The sequence below is a fragment of the Bacillus sp. FJAT-45350 genome (assembly GCF_002335805.1).
Lineage (GTDB): Bacteria > Bacillota > Bacilli > Bacillales > NISU01 > FJAT-45350.
Window position 1 is genome coordinate 1,406,345 of sequence record NZ_NISU01000001.1, and the last position, 23,807, is coordinate 1,430,151.

At 35.0% G+C, this 23,807-nt stretch carries 24 protein-coding genes, 1 other RNA gene and 1 pseudogene; 24 read left to right on the top strand and 2 right to left on the bottom strand.

The genetic code is table 11. The annotated features are described in order from the left end of the window. Window positions 1-1,254 carry a ribonuclease H-like domain-containing protein gene (locus CD003_RS07120; protein ID WP_096200465.1) on the top strand — a complete coding sequence of 418 codons (1,254 nt, stop codon included), beginning with the start codon at window positions 1-3 and terminating at the stop codon, window positions 1,252-1,254. 80 nt (window positions 1,255-1,334) lie between these two features. Here the strand turns inward: CD003_RS07120 and CD003_RS07125 are convergent, their stop codons facing one another. Beyond that, complete coding sequence (locus CD003_RS07125) at window positions 1,335-1,655, bottom strand: 2Fe-2S iron-sulfur cluster-binding protein (RefSeq protein ID WP_096200466.1); 321 nt, start codon at window positions 1,653-1,655, stop codon at window positions 1,335-1,337. Window positions 1,656-2,179: 524 nt separating this feature from the next. Between CD003_RS07125 and CD003_RS22585 the strand changes: the two are divergent. The 17 genes and pseudogenes from CD003_RS22585 to CD003_RS07205 all read left to right on the top strand — a co-directional run. Beyond that, window positions 2,180-3,211: pseudogene (locus CD003_RS22585) on the top strand (cache domain-containing protein); the annotation flags it as partial. Continuing rightward, a complete protein-coding gene (locus CD003_RS22590) occupies window positions 3,203-4,153 on the top strand; it encodes a methyl-accepting chemotaxis protein (protein WP_373558556.1) in 951 nt (316 codons plus the stop codon). The pseudogene CD003_RS22585 and the gene CD003_RS22590, both read left to right, overlap by 9 nt. Window positions 4,154-4,680: 527 nt before the next feature. Next, window positions 4,681-5,106, top strand: a complete 426-nt coding sequence (locus CD003_RS07135) for a spore coat protein (protein WP_257008252.1) — start codon at window positions 4,681-4,683, stop codon at window positions 5,104-5,106. A 106-nt stretch (window positions 5,107-5,212) separates the two neighbouring features. Continuing rightward, a complete protein-coding gene (locus CD003_RS07140) occupies window positions 5,213-5,773 on the top strand; it encodes a DUF1273 domain-containing protein (protein ID WP_096202281.1) in 561 nt (186 codons plus the stop codon). 72 nt (window positions 5,774-5,845) lie between these two features. Beyond that, window positions 5,846-6,157, top strand: coding sequence for a cell division regulator GpsB (gene gpsB / locus CD003_RS07145; protein ID WP_096200468.1), 312 nt, complete (start codon window positions 5,846-5,848; stop codon window positions 6,155-6,157). A gap of 15 nt (window positions 6,158-6,172) precedes the next feature. Beyond that, window positions 6,173-6,970, top strand: coding sequence for a nitrilase-related carbon-nitrogen hydrolase (locus CD003_RS07150; protein ID WP_096200469.1), 798 nt, complete (start codon window positions 6,173-6,175; stop codon window positions 6,968-6,970). Window positions 6,971-7,165: 195 nt separating this feature from the next. Next, on the top strand, window positions 7,166-8,014 hold the full coding sequence (locus CD003_RS07155) for a transporter substrate-binding domain-containing protein (protein WP_096200470.1): 849 nt from the start codon (window positions 7,166-7,168) through the stop codon (window positions 8,012-8,014). A 166-nt stretch (window positions 8,015-8,180) separates the two neighbouring features. After that, window positions 8,181-8,840 (top strand): amino acid ABC transporter permease, encoded by a 660-nt coding sequence (locus CD003_RS07160; protein ID WP_096200471.1) that lies wholly within the window; start codon window positions 8,181-8,183, stop codon window positions 8,838-8,840. Next, complete coding sequence (locus CD003_RS07165) at window positions 8,840-9,562, top strand: amino acid ABC transporter ATP-binding protein (protein WP_096200472.1); 723 nt, start codon at window positions 8,840-8,842, stop codon at window positions 9,560-9,562. The genes CD003_RS07160 and CD003_RS07165 overlap by 1 nt, the downstream gene beginning before the upstream one ends. Window positions 9,563-9,663: 101 nt before the next feature. Continuing rightward, the gene (locus CD003_RS07170; protein WP_096200473.1) at window positions 9,664-10,068 is read left to right on the top strand and encodes a reverse transcriptase-like protein; all 405 of its coding nucleotides are present in this window, start codon (window positions 9,664-9,666) and stop codon (window positions 10,066-10,068) included. Between the two features lie 61 nt (window positions 10,069-10,129). Then, window positions 10,130-10,522, top strand: an RNA gene (rnpB, locus tag CD003_RS07175) — RNase P RNA component class B. Between the two features lie 455 nt (window positions 10,523-10,977). After that, window positions 10,978-12,117, top strand: a complete 1,140-nt coding sequence (locus CD003_RS07180) for a THUMP domain-containing class I SAM-dependent RNA methyltransferase (RefSeq protein ID WP_096200474.1) — start codon at window positions 10,978-10,980, stop codon at window positions 12,115-12,117. Between the two features lie 178 nt (window positions 12,118-12,295). Next, complete coding sequence (locus CD003_RS07185; RefSeq protein ID WP_096200475.1) at window positions 12,296-12,544, top strand: DUF2564 family protein; 249 nt, start codon at window positions 12,296-12,298, stop codon at window positions 12,542-12,544. Window positions 12,545-12,759: 215 nt separating this feature from the next. Next, window positions 12,760-14,274 carry a carboxypeptidase M32 gene (locus CD003_RS07190; protein ID WP_257008254.1) on the top strand — a complete coding sequence of 505 codons (1,515 nt, stop codon included), beginning with the start codon at window positions 12,760-12,762 and terminating at the stop codon, window positions 14,272-14,274. A gap of 71 nt (window positions 14,275-14,345) precedes the next feature. Continuing rightward, window positions 14,346-14,678 (top strand): SunI/YnzG family protein, encoded by a 333-nt coding sequence (locus CD003_RS07195; protein ID WP_096200476.1) that lies wholly within the window; start codon window positions 14,346-14,348, stop codon window positions 14,676-14,678. Window positions 14,679-14,929: 251 nt separating this feature from the next. Further along, the gene (locus tag CD003_RS07200; RefSeq protein WP_179295471.1) at window positions 14,930-15,625 is read left to right on the top strand and encodes a DUF2225 domain-containing protein; all 696 of its coding nucleotides are present in this window, start codon (window positions 14,930-14,932) and stop codon (window positions 15,623-15,625) included. A 192-nt stretch (window positions 15,626-15,817) separates the two neighbouring features. Continuing rightward, window positions 15,818-17,002: a protoglobin domain-containing protein gene (locus CD003_RS07205; protein WP_096200478.1), complete on the top strand. Its 1,185-nt coding sequence runs from the start codon at window positions 15,818-15,820 to the stop codon at window positions 17,000-17,002. Between the two features lie 53 nt (window positions 17,003-17,055). Here CD003_RS07205 and CD003_RS07210 read toward each other — a convergent pair whose 3' ends face one another. Further along, complete coding sequence (locus tag CD003_RS07210) at window positions 17,056-18,141, bottom strand: tyrosine-type recombinase/integrase (RefSeq protein WP_179295472.1); 1,086 nt, start codon at window positions 18,139-18,141, stop codon at window positions 17,056-17,058. 306 nt (window positions 18,142-18,447) lie between these two features. On the opposite strand from CD003_RS07210, the gene CD003_RS07215 reads away from it, so the two are divergent. From CD003_RS07215 to CD003_RS07240, 6 genes are all read left to right on the top strand, one after another. Continuing rightward, window positions 18,448-18,663, top strand: coding sequence for a hypothetical protein (locus tag CD003_RS07215; protein ID WP_096200480.1), 216 nt, complete (start codon window positions 18,448-18,450; stop codon window positions 18,661-18,663). After that, window positions 18,656-18,919 carry a type II toxin-antitoxin system RelE family toxin gene (locus tag CD003_RS07220; RefSeq protein WP_096200481.1) on the top strand — a complete coding sequence of 88 codons (264 nt, stop codon included), beginning with the start codon at window positions 18,656-18,658 and terminating at the stop codon, window positions 18,917-18,919. Before CD003_RS07215 ends, CD003_RS07220 begins: the two co-directional genes overlap by 8 nt. Window positions 18,920-19,088: 169 nt before the next feature. Beyond that, a complete protein-coding gene (gene nfsA / locus CD003_RS07225) occupies window positions 19,089-19,838 on the top strand; it encodes an oxygen-insensitive NADPH nitroreductase (protein WP_096200482.1) in 750 nt (249 codons plus the stop codon). A 468-nt stretch (window positions 19,839-20,306) separates the two neighbouring features. Beyond that, on the top strand, window positions 20,307-21,683 hold the full coding sequence (locus CD003_RS07230; RefSeq protein ID WP_179295473.1) for a hypothetical protein: 1,377 nt from the start codon (window positions 20,307-20,309) through the stop codon (window positions 21,681-21,683). A gap of 39 nt (window positions 21,684-21,722) precedes the next feature. Continuing rightward, on the top strand, window positions 21,723-22,175 hold the full coding sequence (locus tag CD003_RS07235; RefSeq protein WP_096200483.1) for a universal stress protein: 453 nt from the start codon (window positions 21,723-21,725) through the stop codon (window positions 22,173-22,175). 407 nt (window positions 22,176-22,582) lie between these two features. After that, window positions 22,583-23,653 (top strand): branched-chain amino acid aminotransferase, encoded by a 1,071-nt coding sequence (locus CD003_RS07240; RefSeq protein WP_096200484.1) that lies wholly within the window; start codon window positions 22,583-22,585, stop codon window positions 23,651-23,653. Window positions 23,654-23,807 lie beyond the last annotated feature (154 nt).

The window sequence follows — 23,807 nt, forward strand, 5'->3', positions numbered from 1 at the left end:
GTGTCTCTTAAGGCGAAACTATCTCGGATGAAAAAACACCTTGGCTCAGAAACAACTGAAAAAGAGGTCAAACCATACGTAATAGAAACTCCATCGCTAGACGTTCCTTTTCTATCAAAATGGGAGGAGCTAGACGCAAAGCCTTTTTTTCTAGAAGATAATTACTCAATAATCCGGGAAAAAAGCTACCCGATTGACCATGTTCATGGAAAGTATGCCTTTTCAGAGCTACATTCAATTCAAGAGAAATGGCAGAAGTTGAAGGCAAGCCACCCTTTATCGTCGTCTGATATTTCGGTTTCCGAAATGGTCTTTTTTGATACGGAAACAACAGGACTAAGTGGAGGCGCAGGAAACTATATATTTTTACTAGGCTATGCAAAAGTGTTAGAGAACGAGGTTATTGTTAAACAGCATTTCCTTCCTAACCCTGGTGCAGAGGTCCCTTTATATTATGGCTTTTTAACAGATATAGGAGAGTCTATTAATCTGCTAACTTCATTTAACGGAAAATCATTTGATTGGCCTCAAGTTAAAACTAGACACACGTTTGTAAGAAATGAAGTACCGAACTTACCTAAATTTGCTCATTTTGATTTATTGCATGGTTCGAGACGACTATGGAAGGAGATTCTTCCATCTTGTAAGCTTTCAGTCGTTGAAAATGAAGTCATTTCATTTAAGCGTGAAAATGATACCCCGGGCTATTTAGCTCCAATGCTTTATTTTGATTTTTTAAGTGAGCAAAATCCAGAGTATGTTGAGGGGGTAATTCAGCATAATGAGTGGGATGTACTATCGCTTATTAGCTTATATGTTCATATTTCATCTTGTATATTAGAAATGAACTCTAATTTGACGACGATTGAACAGTTTGAGATAGGTCGGTGGTTCGAACAGGTGGGGGAGATAGCTCTTGCCAAAAGATACTATCTACAAGTGAGTAACCAGTTAGGTACTAAGCAAGTACCAGCGTTAATGCAGTTAGGGGTCTTATCAAAAAAAGAACAGCAATATGATGATGCCATCCGTTACTTTGAAATGGTCATTGATATAAAGGATTATGGAATAGAAGCACTTATTGAGCTTTCGAAAATATATGAGCATCAGAAAAAGGATTATGAAAAAGCTCTTTATTATGCGTACCTTGCCTCTGAAGTCTTTGAGTCAAAAGCAATCATTGTGAAAAAGCTTGATAAAGAGGAAGAGACATTACAAAAAAGAATTGAGAGATTGGAAAGAAAATCGAAATAACCAATACATAGAGGGCAAAGAAAAGTAGTCTCACCTTTTTTGTTTGCCCTCTAACATAATGATAATTGATTGGTTAAGTATTATTCCTCAGGACGAGGGCCAGCGTCTTTGCCAGTTTCTTTAACTGTCATCAGTGGCTTTACAGTAGCGTCCCCTTGAACTTTTACCTGACAGGAAAGTCGAAGGTCTTCAGTTACACCCTTTGCTGTAAAAGCATCTTTTTCAATACTAGTATGCTCTCCAAAATCACCATCGATTACTTCAACACGACAGGTTGTACATTTCGCTTTCCCACCACAGCGATGTAGGATATCAACTCCATTATCCTCAAGAACATTAACAAGCTTTTGTCCTTCTTTTACATCAAATTCACCATAACCCGGTACTGTTAATTTCGCCATATTATCCCCTCCTATTTTAGACTATGTTACCCATTAAACTAAGATGATAAACAGAAAATACTTAATGATTTATTCCCCGAGGAAGCGCAAAAAGAACGATGATTCGAGCGAAGATTCTGATAACTTTGTCATATGTATAAAATTTAGTTGGGTTTTGTCGAAAGTAGGTGTAAGGAGCTAATAAAAATTAGATAAAGTCCTTTTATAAAAGAAAATCTATCAATATTCCGTCAATAGTAGTGAAAATAATTAAACTATCGGAGAAAATGTTTCATTTAAAACTTTTATTTGGTAATATTATAATAGATAAATATTCACAACATTTTTAATTATTGAAATGTAAGCGTTATATTATAAGGGAGGGTGTTATATTACAAATCAACATATGAATAAAATGAGCGCTCGTTCAGTCTCGGAAGAGTTTACAGAAATTATAATGGCTTCGTCATTAAAGAGGGTAATAAAAGGAAGATTCTCTTTTCTTTGCCTTCTGACATCGTAGTATATATTTGGGGGGAATATTGATGAAGAGTTTGCGTTATAAGTTATTAATTGTTGTATTACCAGTTTTATTTATCGCACTAGTGTCAGTTGCCTTTATTAATCACAACAAAGCAAAAGAGTTCCTTGAAGTTGAATTTAATGAAAAAACAGAAGTAAGCCTTGAAAAGGCGCGCAATGATATTAATAATTTCTTTGTTCAGAAAATTAAAGAAGTTGAAATGATGGGTAACACAGACATTATTTTGAATCTAGATATCGAGGAAATAGTCCCATATATGCAACGTGAGAATGAACGTTTACAAGACTTTGAAATGTTTCTTGTAGCAGGCCTTGATGGAATCGCTACTTCTCATGCAGGTACAGAAGCTAATGTTCTAGACCGTAATTATTTCTCTGATGTTTTGGAGATAAAACAAACTGTTCTATCCGAACCTATAATCTCTAGAGCAACTGAAGAAATGGTAGTAGCAATTGCAACACCAATTTTAAATAATGGTGATGTTGAAGGGGTATTGATAGCAACGGTTCCAATTGAAGAAATTGTTCAACTTGTTTCTGAGTTTCGTATTGGAAACGAAGGGTACGCATTTCTAGTAGATGATAATGGAATTGTTATCGCACATCCAAATCGTGAGTTAATAATGGATGTTAGTTTATTAGAAAGCTCAAACAGTGACATACAAACGATTGTAGCTAGTTCGTTAAATAATGAAACAGGTTCGACTACATATAATGACAATACAATTAACAGTTTTGCTTATTATACAATGATACCATCTACATCATGGGGTTTAGTAATTTCTGCACCTGTAGCTGAAGTTACTGGAAATTTATCATACTTAGCAATGTTGTCTTTTGTTACAGCTGCTATTGTGTTAGGTTTTAGTGTAATTGTCGTGATTATTTTTGCTAGACGTCTAATTGCCCCAATTCAACACTTAAGTGACCTAACATCAAAAGTAGCATCTGGGGACTTAACCGTACAAGCTTCCGCGTCAAACTCGAATGATGAGGTTGGTGTCCTAAGTAAAAACTTCGATCGAATGATTTTTCGGATTCAAGAGTTGTTAGGGAAAATCGATTCTGTATCGGCAACGGTAAAAGAGTCTTCAGATACGTTACTATTGACTAGTAAAGAAACGAAAGAAGCATCAGAGCAAGTAGCTATAACAATTTCTGAGCTTGCTTCTGGTACTACGGATATTGCTGATTCAGTTACGAATGCAACCGATCGTATGAATACGATGATTGGAACTGTTCAACAAATATCTACTTATACGAATGAGGTCGTAGATACTTCAACAAATAGCAAAGTTTCTGCTAAAAAGGGTCTAGACGCTGCGCAATCAGCGTTAGAGAAGATGGAAGAAGTAAGACAAACGGTACAGGATACGACACAGACGATTATGAATCTCGACCAGCAATCCAAAGAGATTGGAAACATCATTCAGATGATTACTAATATCGCCGAACAAACAAACTTACTTGCATTGAATGCTTCAATAGAAGCAGCAAGAGCTGGAGATCACGGCAGAGGCTTTGCCGTAGTTGCTGATGAAGTGCGAAAGTTAGCAACTGAAACGAGTGAATCAGCAGATAAAATATCAAATCTCATTAACGACACCCAATTAGAAAGTCAGCGTGCTGTTACTTCAATAAAAAAGGGAGCTAAGGTAGTGGAAGAAGGTACATTAACAGTCCACTCAGCAAGTGATGCCTTTACTGAAATTGCCTTATATATAGATGAAGTATTAGAAAAAAATAAATCAATTTACCAATCAGTACGTGAACTAGAGGAAGTTGGTTCTGAAATAGGATCTACAATGGAAAGTATTTCTGCAGTGACACAAGAAGCATCGGCGGGTGCTGAAGAAGTAAGTGCAACAACTGAACAACAATCCGCAGCAGCAAATCAGATTGCTTATGATGCTGAGTCACTTGCTGAATTAGCAGAACAATTGAGAGAAGTAATGTCAGTATTCAAAACAAAATAATGTTTTTGAGAGAATGAGTCAGAGCACTTAACGAAGTGAGTTGATTCAAGGCTGCTGAAAAAGTGTAAAATCACACTTTTCCAGCAGCCTTTTTGAGTAATTAGTGAAGCCGTTGCATCTTTTAAAGCTTGCTATGAGTGATTTTCTCAAAACAAGCTCACAACGTGCGGAGCCATTACCGCTTCACTGAATCCACTATATTTGAAAATATTTAATTATAGTAAATAAAATCATTGTCGGATGATGTAAAAAGAAGTAAAATAGCGTTTGGAAGTTAAATAAAAGAAACATACATGTAAGTACAATTAATGATAGTAAAAGAATTCGATTTTATATAATGGAGAGATGGAAAATGATTCGCTATATGGTTGTGTTATTTTTTGTGATGATTGGTTTAACCTTTTTTATAATGTCTGGTATCAGTGAATCCATATAATTAATACAAAAAATAGGTGAAAACCCTAGTACATGTACTAGGGTTATTTCATACGTTATTAGTGTACCAAATATTAAAGGAGGAATTAATTATGCATCATTGTCACAAACCACAAATGCATCATAGCCACCAACCAGTAGCGAGACCAACATCTCAGGTTATGCCTGCGGTCGTACACCCAACACAACACCAACAGGTTCAAAAATGCTGTGAATATATTGTTCCAGAAGTACACCCAAGTCACACTGACTATATTACTCAACACCACTATAAGCACGTTCACAGCTTCCCGCAAACGTACTCTCAACAGCAATTTGTAACGAACCAACAATTCGTTCAACCACCAACTCCACCAAGACCAGTTCCAGGCCCAGGTATGGGACCAGGCGCAGCAGGTATGGGACCAGGTATGGTAGCAGGTGCAGGAATGGGTCCAGGTATGGCTCCAGGTATGGCTCCAGGTATGGGAGCACCAGGCGCATGGGGTGCAGCTGGTAGATCACGTCGTTTTTGGTAATTATATGTAGAAAGCGGGCTGCCATTGCAGCTCGCTTTCTACATATTATAATACAGATGTGATAGGATAGAAGATATCTCTCTATGTAAAATGAGGTGACATAGTGATAAAAGTAGTTGCTGTATCTGGTTATAAAGGTCATGAATTAGGTATTTTTAATCAAAAACATGAAGGTATTCGGTATATAAAAAAGGCAATTAGACAACGTATCATCTCATTAATTGATGAAGGATTAGAATGGGTTATTATTAGTGGACAACTTGGTGTTGAGCTATGGGCAGCAGAAACTGTATATGATCTGCAAACAGATTACCCAAACCTTAAAGTAGCAGTGCTTACCCCTTTCTTAAATCAAGAAAAAAATTGGAATGAAGAGACACAGGAATATTATCAGCATATACTAGGACAAGCAGATTTTGTAGAAAGTATATCAAAAAAAGAATATGAAAACCCTACGCAATTACGGATGAAAAATGAATATATTATACAAAAAAGTGATGGACTTCTTCTATTATATGATGAAGAAAAAGAAGGTTCCCCATTATTTTATCTAAAACCAGCTAAAAAGAGGCAAGCACAAGAGAACTATATAATCGTTATGATTACACCGTATGATTTAGAATTAATAGTTGAAGAAGAAAGAGAAGCTCAACAGGACTTTTGGTAATTGACAATCATTGATTCTTTTGAAAGAATAAGAGAAAGTCTGTATATTCGTTAGATAATAGAGGTGTTTAATATGAATAGCCAAGTTCGATTAAAAACAAAAGACATATTAGAAAAAGAATTTAAAACAGCATTAAAAGGATACAATCAAGAAGAAGTAGATAAATTTTTAGATCTAATCATACAAGATTATGAGATGTTCGAAAAAATAGTTGAACAACTTGAGTATCAAAATCAACAATTACAAAAGGATATGAAAAAGTTATCAGAAAAAACAACCCGTCAAAGTCCAGCTCCTATTGCTGCAGGTAATACTAATTATGATATTTTACAACGTTTATCAAATTTAGAGAAAAAGGTGTTTGGTAGTAAGCTGTATGAGTAAGGAGTTACATAAATCGTGATAATTTCTGCTATACAAATGAAGTCTGAGCAAGGAAATATTTTAGCCAATTATGAAAAAATGGAGTCTATGGTGCGAGAAGCTGCATCTAACGGAGCCCAAATAATTTCATTACCTGAACTATGGAGCTCAGGCTATCATTTAACAAAGGAAGAATTTTTTCGTTTTTCGGAAAGTAAGGATGGACCGACTACCTCATTAGGTATGAAGTTAGCAAAGGAGTTAAGTGTTGTATTAATCATTCCTTTTCCTGAACTGGATAATTCCAAACATAAAGTATATATTTCGTGTGCCGTAATCGATGCAAATGGAGAGGTAACTGGCATTCATCGAAAGGCATTCCTTTGGGGAAATGAACGTGAACGGTTTTCACCTGGACCGTTCTCTTTTTCTGTTTATAACACATCCGTTGCGCGAATTGGCGTGTTAATTTGCTATGATATTGAGTTTCCAGAACCAGCACGATTATTAAGCTTGGCTGGTGCGGAACTAATTGTCTGTCCATCAGTATGGAGTATAGAGGCAGAACAAAGGTGGCAGATCCAGTTACCAGCTCGAGCTTTAGATAATACCTGTTTTGTAATGGGAACAAATACGGTCGGTGAGGGTGCTTGTGGGCGCAGTATGATTGTTGACCCTTCAGGTAAGATTCTAACGGAAGGATCTGTAACCGAAGAAATGATTGTAACATCACAAATAGAATTTGATAAGATAGAAGAAATCCGTCAAAGAATACCTTATTTAAAAGATTTACCAATTGAATTAATTCCTCGTGGAGCAAATATACTAGAATAATAGGTATATTTGCTTTTTTAGGTAGAAAATAGTGTATTTATTAGTTTTTACTAGCTATTACTCTTAAATCATAAACTAGAGTGATTTTTTAGAATATTTCTTTTTATGTTATAATTTACCTTAATGGAGCATAGATACATACATAGATTTATAGTCTACTATAAGCTCTATAAAAAAATTAGGGGGTATTACACAATGAAAAAAGGTTTATTTTTTCTGTTCCTAGCATTCATGCTGATGGTAATGGCTGCTTGTGGATCGACAGAAGATGCTTCAGGTGGAGATACTGAAGAAGCTCCAGTAGAGGACACGACAGAAGAAGCACAAGAAGAAGATGGTGATGCAACATCTGATGCTGATTTAGAAACATATCAAGTTGTTACAGATAACAACTACAGACCATTTGAGTTCCTTGACGAGAGTGGTGAACTTGTAGGTTTTGATATCGATTTAATGAATGCAATTGCTGATGAGGCTGGTTTCGTCGTTGAGTTTGAACAAATGGAATTTGCAGGTATCGTAGCTGCGATTGCATCAGAGCGTTTTGACGCAGCGATTGCTGGTATGACAATTACTGAAGAAAGAAAAGAATCAATTGATTTCTCAATTCCTTATTACGATGCTGGTTTAATTCTAGCTGTTCAATATGATAATGAAGACATAACGTCAATTGACGATATTACTGCTGACCATTCTGTAGCAACGAGAACTGGTTCGACTAGTGAGAACTTCTTATCTGAAAACACAGACGCTTCAATTGAAGCATTCCCAGAAATTACAGAAGCATACCAAAACACAATTCAAGGACGTTCAGACGCTGTATTGTATGACTTACCAAACGTACTTTACTATGCAGAAACTGCATCTGAAGGTCAATTAAAAATTGTAGGTGAGCTTTTAGCAGGGGAGCAATATGGTATTGCATTTCCACAGGGTTCTGAATTAAAAGCAAAAGTTGACGCTGCATTAGAAACGTTAATGGAAGATGGTACTTATGGTGATATCTACGAAAAATGGTTTGGTTCAAGACCAGAAGGAATGTAAGTCCTAAGTAACTAATATGTATAGAAAAGAAGCGTGACAAATTAATTGTTGTCACGCTTTTCTTCTAAAGATTACGAAGAAATATTTCAGAGAAGGGCAATGGCCTAGTATTGCTTTTATGGGAAGGCGCATAGCGTTTTTCTTAGAGAAAAAGAGGTGAAAGAGAATGTTAGAGAATTTTATTAGTCCCCATTTCACTAATGTCATTCCCTTTTTATTACAAGGGTTAAAGTTGACATTACTTATTACATTTGTCGGTGTTGCATTAGGGTTTGTTATCGGTGTATTCGCTGGTTTTGGGAGATTATCTAAGAATAAATTAATTTACGCCATATCAACAGTTTATGTTGAAGTAATACGTGGTACACCAATTCTTGTTCAAGTATTGTTCCTATACTTTGGTGTTTCAGATCTGTTTGGTGTGAACCTTGATAAAGTAACAGCATCAATTATTGCGATTGCTTTAAACGCAGGTGCATACATTGCTGAAATTGTGCGTGGTGCAGTACACTCTGTTGAAAAAGGACAATCAGAAGCAGGACGTTCATTAGGGTTAACTAAGATTCAAACAATGCGTTATATTATTTGGCCACAAGCATTTAAACGTATGATTCCTCCATTAGGTAATCAATTTATCATCAGTTTAAAGGATACATCGCTATTTTCCGTCATTGCTGTTCATGAAGTCTTGTACCAAGGTCGTATGTATTCTAGTAACACATTTACGTACTTTGAACCGTATATGATGGTCGGTATAATGTATTTAATGATTACAATACCAGCTATGATAATATTGCGTCGTATTGAACGGAGGTTAGATGTTTAATGATAAAAGTAAATGATTTACGTAAGTCATTTGGTGATACTGAAGTATTAAAGGGAATTACAACTGAAATTCATGAAAAAGAAGTAGTCTGTGTTATAGGACCTTCAGGCTCAGGAAAAAGTACTTTTTTACGTTGCTTGAACTTACTTGAAGAAGTGACAAGTGGACAAATCATTGTTGACGATTCCGATTTGACAGATCCAAAAACAAATATAAACGATGTTCGCTCAAGAGTAGGAATGGTGTTCCAGCATTTTAATCTATTTCCTCATATGACAGTCCTTCAAAATGTGACATTAGCACCGATGAAAGTTAAAGAAATGAAAAATGAAGAAGCAGAAAAAGTGGCGTTGCAGTTATTGGACAAGGTAGGATTGGCTGATAAGGCAAACGTATACCCAGGTAGTCTATCAGGTGGTCAAAAACAACGGGTAGCGATAGCAAGAGCGCTTGCTATGAATCCTAAGATTATGTTGTTTGATGAGCCAACATCTGCCTTAGATCCTGAGCTAGTTGGAGAAGTTCTTAGTGTTATGAAGGACCTTGCAGAAGAGGGGATGACGATGGTTGTTGTTACTCATGAGATGGGGTTTGCTAAGGAAGTTAGTGATAGAGTCTTTTTCATTGATGAAGGGATTTTTATGGAAGAAGCTCCCCCAGAACAATTTTTCGAAAATCCGACGCACCCACGCTTAAAAGGGTTCTTAAGTAAGATCCTATAAAAAAATCAGATTCTATGATACTATAATAACGGAGCAAGCTTATGTGAAGCTTAGCTTCGTTTTTCTTCTGTTTATACACCCTTTTATCGGAGGTGTTTTTAATGATTGAAATTTCTATAGATGGTGCAAGCGCAGGTAATCCTGGTCCATCTGGGGCAGGAATTTTCATAAATTATAAAAATGGGCAAGTTGACAGACATTCAATTCCACTTGGGGAAATGTCTAATCACGAGGCTGAATTTTTGGCACTAATACATGCACTCGATATTTGCATTGAAAAAGGAATTACTTCTGTTTCTTTTCGTACGGATTCTAAATTGCTAGATGACGCTATAGAAAAGCAATATGTAAAAAAGTCACTTTATCAGCCGCTATTAGAGCAAGTGTTAGAGCGTATAAAAAAGTTCGATATGTTCTTTATGAAATGGATTCCTAGTAATCAAAATAAAAATGCAGATGAGCTATCACGCCAGGCAATTCGCAAAAATGACAATACCAATGATTAACAGTTGAAATATGATAGAAAACAGTGTAATATAATAGTTGTCTCATTGATGAGAACCGATAGCGTTCAGGTAATCGCTGCATCTTTAGGATGTAGAGGAAAGTCCATGCTCGCACGACCTGAGATGGTCGTAGTGTTCGTGCCTAGCCAATCAATAAGCTAGGGTAATCTGGTTTCGACTGGATTAACGGCGAGGTAAGCACCTAAGTCCAATAGGATATGGTGTGATGCTTCTGAAAGTGCCACAGTGACGTAGTCCGTGAGGAAACGAGCGGAGTGGAACGGGTAAACCCCTCGAGCGAGAAACCCAAAATATGGTAGGGGCATCCTCTTCATGGAAATGAACTGAGAAGAGGGCCAGGCGAAGTTACTTCGTCTGTAGACAGATGATTACCACCGGAGTACGAGGCTCATCACCGTTTGCAGTACTAAGGTACAAAACATGGCTTATCGAACGCTATAGGGATGATAAAAATCGCCACTTGATTGGCGATATTTTTATTTTGAATACTTGCCATAGGATTATACCTCTCATTGCAGAGGTTTTTTTGGTTTTAGGAAACTATAAAATACATATTTGTGGATAATCATAGATGAGCAATGACCACGCACACTACACGCTTAACACAAGTAGTGACTCCGCACATTGCATCAAACAATACCGCTTTTGCGGTTTTGTTCTTACTTAAGAATCCTTAATCTACGTCAATGGTATACGTGAAATCATAGTTGTTAAAAACCGAATCTTCAGAAATAGGGACAACCCTTTTCATTCAATGTATTTATCTATATAATTGACAGAGGTATTTTATTCCTAAAGGAAGTCTCACAAATAAAAAGAATGTCAATAATACTAACAAAAGTTATTATATTATGTAGTATTTATTTCTAAATTCAAGGAGTTTTTTATATGGGAAAAGTTACACTAATTGCAACAGCAACAATGGGACTTGAATCACTTGTAGCACGTGAGGTAAAGGACCTTGGTTATGAAGATGTTCAAGTTGAAAATGGTAAGGTTACATATACCGCAGACGAAGCTGGGATTTGTCGTTCTAATTTATGGTTACGTACATCTGATCGAATTAAGTTGAAAGTTGGAGAATTCAAAGCTTTTACATTCGAAGAGCTTTTTGAAAAAACAAAAGCATTACCTTGGGCAGATTTAATCCCAGCTAATGCAGAGTTTCCTGTCATTGGACGCTCGGTAAAATCAAAATTATTCAGTGTTTCTGATTGCCAAGCTATTGTAAAAAAAGCGGTAGTAGAAAGTATGAAGAAAAAGCATAAAACCGACTGGTTCAAAGAAGATGGACCTCTTTGTAGAATTGAAGTTGCCTTACTTAAAGATGTTGCGACTTTAACTATTGACACTAGTGGAATAGGATTACATAAGCGTGGGTATCGTTATTTACATAGCCAAGCTCCAATTAAAGAAACGTTAGCATCAGCAATGATTATGCTTACAAATTGGAGACCAGAAATGCCGTTTATTGATCCATTCTGTGGTTCAGGAACACTTCCAATTGAAGCTGCTTTAATTGGACAAAATATCGCACCAGGCTTTAACCGTGATTTCGCTTCTGAGGATTGGCCATGGATCAGTAAAGACGTATGGGATAAAGCGCGTCAAGAGGTTGAAGATGTAGCAAATTATGATCAAAAGTTAACGATATTTGGTTCGGATATCGATCATAAGATGGTTGAGTTAGCAGAAAATAATGCAATGGAAGCTGGCTTTGGCGACATGCTGAAGTTTAAGCAAATGCAAGTAACAGATTTACGAACGAAGCTAGAATACGGTACTTTAATCGGAAATCCTCCATACGGAGAACGACTTGGGGAAAGAGATGAAGTTGAGCATATGTACCGTAATATGGGGAAACTATTTAGAGAAGAATTACCAACGTGGTCTGTATATATGCTAACGTCACACGAAGGCTTTGAAGAGCTATACGGAAAACCAGCTTCAAAAAGACGCAAGTTATACAACGGAAATATTAAGACACAATATTATCAATATTTTGGACCAAGACCGCCAAAGAACTAATCAGAGAAATTAACGATACGAGACACATCCTTTCAATTATCTAAGGATGTGTTTTTGTTTTTATACACTCAAGGTATAATAGTTTCAATAATATTATTATGTTAACTAAATAATATGGATAAGATCCAGATATTTTTCATATGCTAGTACTGTTACTAATGAAAGGTGGTATGGATAAATGTCTGAGCCATATAATGATTTAAAACAAGTAGAAATGGCAATAAAGTCTGCCCAACGCATGGTAGGACAAGCTACTATGAGCATGGATGAAGACCAATTACAAGCAGCAACTGATGCACTTAACCAAGCAAAACAGCAATATCAACACGCCCTAAGTCATAAGACAGGGGTTGATGAGCAATTCTTTGAGTTCTCTTCTGAACTGATTGAACGAATCGATCATCAATTAACGGAAGCAAAGGATTAATAATTATCCAAAAGAATTAGTTTCTTTTGGATCTAAAGCAATGAGTATTACGGCTGTTTTTTCCGTACATTCATGACGGAAAGTACAGTCTAATGCCATTGCTTATTTTGTTATTTACCACTTCTGTAGCTATTATTAGCATACATAAGCCAAGCACTGTATAATATGTAGTTACATGTACATAATTATTTCATATTGAATTGGGGGAACTTTCATTGACTGGTAGTAAACAAATTGAACAGGATTTTCTTCAGTACGTGAAGAAAATGGAGAACTATAATGAAGCTACATCTTTATTGTTTTGGGATGCTCGTACAGGTGCACCTAAAAAAGGTGGAGACCAACGCTCTGAGGTAATTGGTACCCTATCAACAGAAATTTTCAAAATGTCTGTCTCAGATGAAATGAAACAATTTCTAACTCAGCTACAAGACCAAGCTATTCAAGGTGAGCTCTCAGAAATCACAAAGAAGACGGTAGAAGAATGCAAAAAAAACTATGATCGAAATAATAAAATACCAGAAGCAGAATATAAAGAATTTGTTATTTTAAAAGCAAAGACAGAAACAGCATGGGAAGAGGCAAAAGAAGCTTCAGACTTTGCGATGTTCCAGCCATATTTAGAAAAAATCGTAGCTACAACAAAGCGTTTCATCGATTATTGGGGCTATGAAGATAACAAATACAATACATTATTAGATGATTATGAGCCGGGAATTACAGTCGATATTTTAGATGATGTATTTGGAAAATTAAGAGATCAGTTAATTCCGCTTGTTAAAGGAGTTACTGAATCAAACCATAAGCCGAATACAAAATTTTTATTTGAACATTTTCCTAAAGAAAAACAACGTTCGTTTAGTTTAGATATTTTAAAGCAAATGAACTATGACTTTGATGCAGGACGTTTAGATACCACAATGCATCCATTTGCTATTAGCTTAAATCCAGGGGATGTTCGTGTAACAACAAAGTATGATGAGAAAGACTTCCGTACGGCTGTGTTCGGAACAATTCATGAAGGTGGTCATGCTTTATATGAGCAAAATATTTCGAAGGATTTGATTGGAACACCTCTATGTGACGGGACTTCAATGGGAATTCATGAATCTCAATCACTTTTCTGGGAGAACTTTGTTGGACGTCATGAATCATTCTGGAAGTGTAATTATGACCTACTTAAGAATCACTCAAATGGACAGTTTGATGATGTGAGTCAGGAAAATTTTTACCGTGCCATTAATGAAGCCAAGCCATCGTTAATTCGAATTGAAGCCGATGAGATGACGTACGCTCTTCATATTATAATGCGTTATGAAATTGAAAAAGCTTTAATTAATGATGAAATTGAAGTGAAAGACTTACCCGCTATTTGGAATGATAAGATGGAGGAATATTTAGGGGTTCGTCCATCTAATGATGGAGAAGGTGTACTTCAGGATGTTCACTGGTCCTTTGGGGCATTTGGCTACTTCCCTTCATATGCATTAGGCTATATTTACGCAGCGCAAATCAAGAATGCGATGGACAAAGATATTTCTAATTACAGTGACTTACTTGAAAAAGGAGAACTGATACCTATTAAAGAATGGCTTACTGAAAAGGTCCATCAATATGGGAAAATGAAAAAGCCAATTGAAATATTAGAAGATACAACGGGTGAAGGAATTAATCCTGAGTATTTGGTGAAGTATTTAGAGGAAAAATATAAGAAGCTTTACCAGTTTTAAGAGCTTGTTAGGTCGGAATTTCATTAAATTCCGACCATTTTTTTATGTTAAAATAAATATGAGGTGAAAAGATGGATTGGTATATTTACGTACTTTTATTTTTAGCAGTGGCTTATTATTTAACGGTGTATATTCGGTTAAAATATATGATCGTTGGACATGCCTTATTAGTTCGACATGGTTTTAAGCGAGTGTCTATTTCAATTGATGAAATTACAGCAGTAGAGCTAGCATCGAATGAAGAAATTCAGCAAGGGATAATCATAATAGGATTGCCACTTAAGAAAAATGAAAAATTAATTATCCGAACAAATGAAAATGTATATATGCTAGCTGGAAAGAACATTTCTTCTTTAGCAGGAAAGTTAAAGGAACAAAATAAACGTATAAGAATGAAAATGTAACCTTTTTTATTTTTGCTAGGAAATAAGTAATCCTACTAAATTAAAATTAAATACTATTTTGAGTTGCTAGGGAAAACAAACTAGTGATTAATAGTAGAGAACGTTTGATTCATATGAAATCCCGGATAATTTTAAGCTGAAAGGCATAAATTTCAGCTTTTTCTTTACTTAGAAGATAATTAGTTCGTATCTTGTGACTGCTTCTCTATTTTCTTATGATGGTAGTAAGAAAAAAGGAGGAGCAGCCTTTCATGAATACCTTAGATATTTTACCCTATTACGAGAAAGAGTGTACTTGTCCCGTATGTAGCGGTGCTTTTACAACTAGAAAAATTAGAAGTCGTTTTGCACGTGTGGTGAAGACTGATTCGGACTTTGCTCCTGTCTATGAAGATAAATATAATCCAATCTATTATCGCGTGAATGTTTGTCCTCATTGCGGTTATTCTTATAATGATCATTTTAATGACCGGTTAACAGCAAGAGATAAAGAAATTATTCAAGTGAAAATTTCTGATGGGTGGAACAATGTTGATTATGGTCATGAACGGACTTCAGATCATGCTATTGCAACACATAAGCTTGCACTGTTATCGGGAACGTTGACTAGTGAGAAATCACTTGTGATCGGTGGTATATGTTTACGCTTAGGATGGTTATACAGGGAAATCAATAATCAAAATCAAGAAAGGCGATTTTTGAATCATGCTCTATCTGAATATAAAAAAGCTCAAAATAGTTTTGAGATTTTTGAATCAACTATGTCAGAAATTCGTTTAAAGTATTTAATAGGGGAATTGCACCGAAGACTTCATGATGATGAAGCAGCTATACATTATTTTACAGGTGTTTTAAAGCATAGAGACCTTTCGAGCGAACGAGATGTTATGACATTAGCAGAGTTACAGATGAGAGAATTAACTAAGGAAAGTAAAATAGCATTGTAGGAGGACCCACTATTTTCAGTGGGTTTTTTATTTTCGAATAATCTAATAAAATAGCGTAAACACCATAATTATAGTGGTAAATATCACTTTATAGATTTATAATATTTTATATACAAAATAAATCAATTATTTGATTCATTATAAAAATTCAGTATGTTTCTTGTATATATAATTAAAATAGGAGGAAAATGAATGAAATGTTCTGTAATAGATGTTACCAACGAAGGGGTCTTGGAACAACTAAGATTTTTAGATTTAACTAGCGAAGATTTGCTTGTTGTGAAAAGAATGCAACCATTTATTACGAAGCATATTGACCTACTAGTAGATTCCTTTTATCAAGTTATTATTCAAGTTGAAGAATTAAAAGAAATTATCGGTACTCATAGTTCAATGGAAAGGCTAGAAACTACGTTGAAGGTACACTTAATTGAATTATTTAACGGAAAAATTGATGAGCAATTTATTAATAAAAGATTAAAAGTTGCAGAAATTCATTTTAGTATAGGATTAAAGCCTAGATGGTATATGGGCGCCTTTCATAACTTACAAAATAAGTTATTTAGATTAATCGAAGAACAAATCACTGACCCAAAAGAAAACACACTTTACATAAATGTTGCAACTAAAATTCTTAATTTAGAACAACAGCTAGTATTAGAAGCATATGAAAAAGAAAGTAAGGACTATCATACAAGACAAAATGAATTGTTAATAAAAGCTGAAAAATTATCGGTAGTTGGTCAGCTTGCAGCGGGATTTGCTCATGAAATTCGAAATCCATTGACAACTCTTAAAGGCTTTACACAATATTTTAAAGCGGAAGCAAAAGAAAAGCACTTACCTATTTATGATTTACTACTTTCGGAATTAGATAGACTGGAATCGATCACGAATGAATTTATGATCGTCGCAAAGCCACAAAAAAATAATTACAAAGATGCTGATGTTAAACAAATATTAGTGCAAGTCTTATCTCTCTTAAACCCACAAGCTTTAATGAATAATATACAATTTATCATACAAACAGAAAAAGAAATTCCTATTATTAGCTGCAATGAAAATCAACTAAAACAAGTTTTCATAAATCTATTAAAGAACGCCATGGAAGCAATGCCAGATGGTGGCGATATACTATTACAAATGGAAACTTGTGAAAAGAAAGTGATTCTAATTAAAGTGATAGATAGTGGGATAGGTATTTCAAAAGAATGTATCAGTAAAATAGGAGAACCGTTCTACTCATTAAAAGAAAAAGGCACAGGACTTGGATTGATGGTTACTTATAAAATAATTGAAGCTCATAATGGAAAAGTAGAGTTCTTTAGTCAACCTAATAAAGGAACTACAGTTACTATAACTCTTCCATTTCTATAGACACATTCTAAAATGTAAAAAGGGTGAACATAAAATTGTTCACCATATAAATATTATGTTAACTCGAGAGCTTCTATGGCTAGTTTCTTTGCGTCCTTTTTCACATGTGAGTAAATTTGTGTAGTCGCAACCGATTCATGACCTAGTAAACTTTGAACTGTTAGTACATCAATTCCTCTATGAACAAGTTCCGTCGCAAAACTATGTCTTAATTTATGAGCACTTATATTTTTATAGCTTAAAAAGGGAAGATAGGTTTTCGCACGCTCGATATGACGTTGAATCATTTTTTGAATCGCACTCACTGTTACTTGCTCAGTATATTGATTTTTCTTGAAATCATAGCCGACAAATAATGATTGCTCATATGATGTAGGGCGGTGTTGCTTAGGTAGGGATGTCATGTATTGATTAATAATCTTCAATGTTCCCTCATTTAATGGAATTGTTCGTTGCTTATTTCCTTTACCAATAACGGATAGCTCTCTTTCTTTTGTGTTAAAGTCTTTTACTTTGATTTGACAAAGCTCTGAAATACGAAGTCCCGTCATAATCATTGTGTGAATGATCGCCCCGTCTCTTTCTTTTAAAAGAGTATGATACTTTATTTGCCTCTTTGACATACCTTTGTCAGAAAGAATAATAGAAAACAGCTCCTCGTATTCATCACGATTTAAATAGATAGGATCTTTCCGTATGACTTTTGGTCGTTCCACATCATTTACTGGATTCAAGGTTGTGTACTTTTGTTGTTTAAGAAAATCGAAAAGAGACTTTAATGCTGATAGTTTTCGATTAATTGATTTCCCATTATTCTTTGCATGTAATGAAAGGAATTGTATATAGTCTTCTATCATTTCACGATCAATATCTATAAAATCCTCTAACGTAATATCCTTTATTTGAAAGTCTTCACCAGTCACTTCATGAACATAATCAAAAAAACTTTTAAAGTCATATATGTAACGTTGCAACGTAGTCATAGAATAGCCAAGTGCCATTCTACTAATTACATACTCTTGGATGAAGGGAGGCATTTTCTCAACGTAGCGAAATTCAGCAAGGGCAGATCTCGTTGTATGACCTAATCTATGGCTGTTTTCCTTTTGCGAGTTTTTTAGCTTTTTTAAGACCGACATAGGCAGAACTCCTTTCAGTTTCATTATATCACGTTCTGTGAAATATATGTTTCACAGAAGGTAAAATATCTTTATTAGTATGTAAGTTTCATAGAAGTGTATTACTAGAGCTTGAATTATAAAAATGTTGAAAAACAAGTTACGGGCACAGCTTTAAAGTAGAAAAACATATTTAGCAGTTTAATTTAAAGTAGTTTTAACATACTGTATATAAGAGGCAGTTTAGTGGATTGGTGATAACAAGCAGAAACTATGTCTACAATGTGATATTATAAATAAAAGAAGTAGGCGTAAGGAGGAATTATTATGGCTGTGAGAAGAGAAGATTTGTATAAAATCATTGACAAAGTTTCAGAAAAAAATTTAGAGAAGGTAAAAGAAATCCTTGAAACCTTAACTAAATATGAAGAGGAATTTGATGAAGTTGAACCAACTAAGGATGAAAAAAAAGCAATTGAAGAGGCAATATATGGGGAATTTCATTCTTTTGAAGATGTTTTTAAAGATGACTTAGATGTTTGAAATTAAAGTTTCAAATAAAGCCAGGAAGTTTATTCAAAAGCAAGATACTCCTACAAGGAAAAGAATAAAAAATGCTTTAGTGCACTTAGCAGAAGACCCCTATAACCGAAAAGAAAATGACATCAAAAAGATGAAAGGGTACACCGATACATTTAGACTCAGAGTTGGCGATATAAGAATGATTTATAAGATAGAAGATGAAAAAGTAATATTATACGTATTAAACATTGATTTCCGAGGTGACATCTATAAATGAATACAAGGATAAAAGGTTAGGAGGGAGTATTCTTAACCTTTTTTTAATTATATTGTTAATTTTAATTTTCTCTCCCAAAACCGACCCGTTGAAAAACAAGTCTCATTTCTTTATTTTTACCTTGTAATAGGAGATAATCTTTAGCAACTAATAAAAGGAGCTGATTTAAATGAATGAAACTATCGAGATGCTTTTAAAGCATAAATCGATTCGAAAATTCGAAGAACGTTCACTGACAGAAGAGCAAATACATACAATCGTTCAAAGTGCACAAGCTGCTTCTACTTCAAGTTATATTCAAGCGTATTCGATCATTGGTGTGAAAGATGTTGCGAAAAAGGAAGAGTTGGCAGAGCTTGCTGGGAATCAAAATTATGTAGCATCAAGCGGTCATTTCTTTATCTTTTGTGCGGATCTTCATCGACATGAAATTATTGGTGATATGAAGGGAACAGATTTGAAAGAATCATTAGATAGTACAGAGAAATTTATGGTTGCTGTCATTGATGCAGCACTTGCTGCGCAAAATGCAACTGTAGCAGCAGAGTCATTAGGCCTTGGCATTTGCTATATAGGTGGAATTCGTAATCACGTGCAAGAGGTTAGTGAGCTATTAAATCTTCCTCATCGTGTGATCCCATTATTTGGACTAACTGTCGGTTATCCAGCTCAAGACCCAGGTGTAAAACCACGTTTACCACTGGAGCATATTTATTATGAAGATGAATACCCACAGGAACAAACTCTATATAAACAGCAATTAAATGAATATGATAAAGTAGTTTCAGCTTACTACCATGAGAGAACAGGTGGAAAGCGCGCTAATACATGGTCCGAGCAAATGTCACAAATGCTAGCTGAACCGAAGCGAATGTTTATGAAGGATTTCGTAGAGAAAAAAGGGTTTTCAAAAAAATAAGAGTTAGGTACTATTATTGAAATATGTTTTTTGGAGCAAAACATATAACACTTACACTATATAACGTGATGTAAGCGTTATCATTAATTTGAGAGAGGTATTCTAGTAAAATAGATAAGAAAAGTATTGATTGATATTTTGGAGTTTATTCGAGCAGAGGGACGTATTTTCTCTCTGCTTTTTTGTTCTTTTTATACAATAAAGCCTGTAGCTACTGGATTCCTTTTTCGCTTTTAGTAGTAATTCCCTTTATATCCTTAGAATGATGCAAAAACGACAAACTTCTTATTAAATTCGACTATATTCTCTGTTTTTCTAAATATTTTATATTTGCAGAAAGTTCTATATTTTAATATAATGAAAACGTTTACTATAACTAGATTAGAGATAAAAGTGATATATCTATTTGTAGTATTTACAAGATGGAAAAGTGTAAGTAGGAGAATAATTTGGAGGAGGGAGAATGTTATGAAAAAAGAAAGAGAACACGGTGGTATCCAACCAGGTATTAAGTGGGGACCATTTACAATGAGAATTCCTGGGGTGCATGTTGGGTTATACCCAAGCCAACATCTACAAGGAGGGCTCTTGCTATTAGCAGCAGGGGGAGCAACAGCCCCATTGTTAATGCAATATTTTGATGTATCATTTGAAATTGCATGGACAGTGATGTTAGTTTTATTCTTTTGGGTAATCGCACAGAATGTGTTGTTTGGGGATGTGTATGCGGGTGGAGCAATTACTGCTGCATTACCATTAACGATTGTATATTTAAATGGCTACAGTGTTGGGACTGAATCTATTCAAGCGATGATTGCAGTCACGATCGTTGTAACTTTATTGTTCTTGTTCTTTGGGGTAACCAAATTAGGAGAAAAATTCAATAATACGGTTCCTGCCCCTTTAAAAGCAGGTATTATCATGGGTGCCGCTATCGCTGCATTTCAATCTGAAATAAACCGAGTGGAGCAAATGCCGATTACACTAGTGACAGCATGGATTATCGTCATGGTGTTAATGTATTCAATTCCATTTGCGAAACTTCCGAATACGAAAACAAAAGTTTTTATAGGTGCAAACGCATTAGTATTGACATTTGTTATTGCTGGTATTGTTGGTTTTATAGTAGGTGAGATTAGCTTCTCGCTTGAGTGGGGTATTTTTATTCCACCATTTGCTGAAACATTAGGAGCGCTTGCACCTTGGTCTGTTGGACTACCTTCGTGGAGTATGATCGTTGCAGCTATTCCGTTAGGTGTAATGATTTATATTCTAGCATTTGGTGATATTTTAGTAGCCGATACATTATTAAAAGGTGCAACTAAAAAGAGACCTGATGAAGAAGTGGAACTAAATACGACTCGCAGTCACTATGTTTTAGCAATTCGTAACTTTGTTCAGTTACTAACTGCTGGTCCACTTATTACGTTACATGGTCCAATTTGGACTGGTGCTCAAGTATTTTTAGCTGAGCGATATAAACAAGGAAAAGAAGTTATGGATTCAATTCATACAGGGACAATTAACTTTTATATTGCTGCAATTCCTTTAGGGATTTTATTACCAATCATCACACTGATTATGCCACTACTTCCCGTTGCCTTATCAGTTACGATGTTATTAACTGGTTTTGCTTGTGCGTATGTTGCAATGGAAATGGTAAAAGACAATATTTCAAGAGGGCTAGTGATTGCGATTGGTATGTTAACGGCCATGATGGGACCCGCGTGGGGAATCGGTGCAGGTATTGTTTTATACTTACTATTAATCGGTAAGAGTTCAAATAAAGATGAAAGCTTTAGTGAAGAAAGCGCAAATACAGAGTCTGAACATAAGGTTGGATAATAAAAAGTATAAATTAGGTTAGTTGAGGGGGAGTAGAAGATGAGTTTTAAAAAGGTCTTAGTAGCAATCGACGGCTCTAATAACGGCTATCGAACTCTACAAAAAGCAATTGAGCACGTACAGGATGTTTCAGGAGAATTAACTCTTGTTCATATCGCCAAATCTCATGACCAAGCTGCACCAATTATGTTGGGACATTCGACAGCTGTTGAATACAATCTAAGAGAAAAGATGCAGGAAGCAGAGCAAGAGCAAGGAAAAGAAGTGCTAAACATAGCAGTAGAAGATGTTAAAAAAGCAGGTCTTACTTGTGAAACTGTTCTATTAGAAGGTGATGCAGCTAGAGAATTAACAAAATATGCTGAAAACGAACGTTTCGATATGATAATGATCGGGAGCCGTGGTCTAGGAACATTTAAAGAACTGATGCTAGGCAGCGTCAGTCATAAAGTTTCACAGATTTCTACTATTCCAGTATTAATAGTTAAATAAGATATGAAAAGAAGTTCACACTAGTTTGTGAGCTTCTTTTCTTTTCAGTCGGCTCGTATACCCTTTAATCTTGTAAGATACATTAGTGATGATATAGTCTGTTTTTTTACTTTTCTGGATTCTACTTATAGTAGAATTCAATTATTTTAAGAAAATTTTATGAATAATAAATTTTCAATATTAAATATTGTTGAAAATTGTGATAATATTAGTATAATTCTTATAATAAGAGTTTAAGTAGAGTTAGAAGACAGTTTTATAGCTTTGGATATAATATTTTAATTGTGTAACGATTAATTTATGTACTCTTTTATGAAGGTTCATATGGTCGATGCCCTTTTGAATACTCTCTAAACAAAGAATAGTAAATAGAAGAAATTTAACTTTAGTACACGGAGGAACAAACAATGTCAAATCCAACAATTGAAATTCAGCTAAGTGAACAGAAGAAAACAAAACCACAACCGGAAGAGTTGGTGTTTGGTAAATTTTTTAGTGATCATATGTTTATGATGGATTATACAGAAGGTACAGGATGGCATGATCCAAAAATTGTACCCTATCAACCAATTTCGATGGATCCTTCAGCAATGATTTTACATTACGGACAGTCTGTATTTGAAGGTTTAAAGGCCTACTTATCAAATGATAATGAAGTATTACTATTCAGACCAGAAAAAAACTTCGAAAGATTAAATCGTTCGAATGAGCGTTTATGCATTCCAGAGGTAGATGAAGAATTTGTACTTGAGGGACTTAAAGAACTTTTGAAAGTTGATAAAGAGTGGATTCCAACTGCGGAAGGAACTTCTTTATATATACGTCCTTTTATTTTTTCAACTGAACATAATTTAGGCGTTGCTCCTTCAAAGAACTATAAGTTTATGATTATTTTGTCACCAGTAGGTGCTTATTATAAAGAAGGAATTAACCCTGTTAAGATAGCTGTTGAGCATGAATATGTTCGTGCTATTCGTGGTGGAACAGGCAATGCGAAAACTGGCGGAAACTATGCTGGTAGTTTAAAAGCACAAGTAAACTCAGCTCAGCAAGGCTACTCTCAAGTTTTATGGTTAGATGGGAAAGAGAAAAAGTATATTGAAGAAGTAGGAAGCATGAACGTATTTTTCAAAATTAAGGGTGAAGTTGTTACTCCTGCTATTAATGGTAGTATTTTAGAGGGGATTACAAGAGATTCAATCCTTCAGCTGTTAAAACATTGGAACATTCCTGTTTCGGAACGTAGAATTTCATTTGATGAAGTGTACGAGGCGTATCGAAATGGTGAATTAGAAGAGGCATTTGGTACTGGTACAGCTGCTGTTATTTCTCCAATTGGTGAATTTGCTTATAATGGTGAGAAGCTAATCATTAATGACGGAGTAACAGGTGATTTATCAAAGAAATTATATGATACATTAACTGGTATTCAAAAGGGACTAATTGAAGATCCATTTGGCTGGCGTGTAACATTATAATCTGCAAATAATAATACTAAGTCCAAATTTGAGGCCACTGATTAGAACGGAAATCACCGTTTTTCAGTGGCCTTCTTACTAGATTCAATATTATCATGTGCTTTATCAAATATATTTTACTTAAACTAGTAAAAAAATAGTAACTTTCACACAT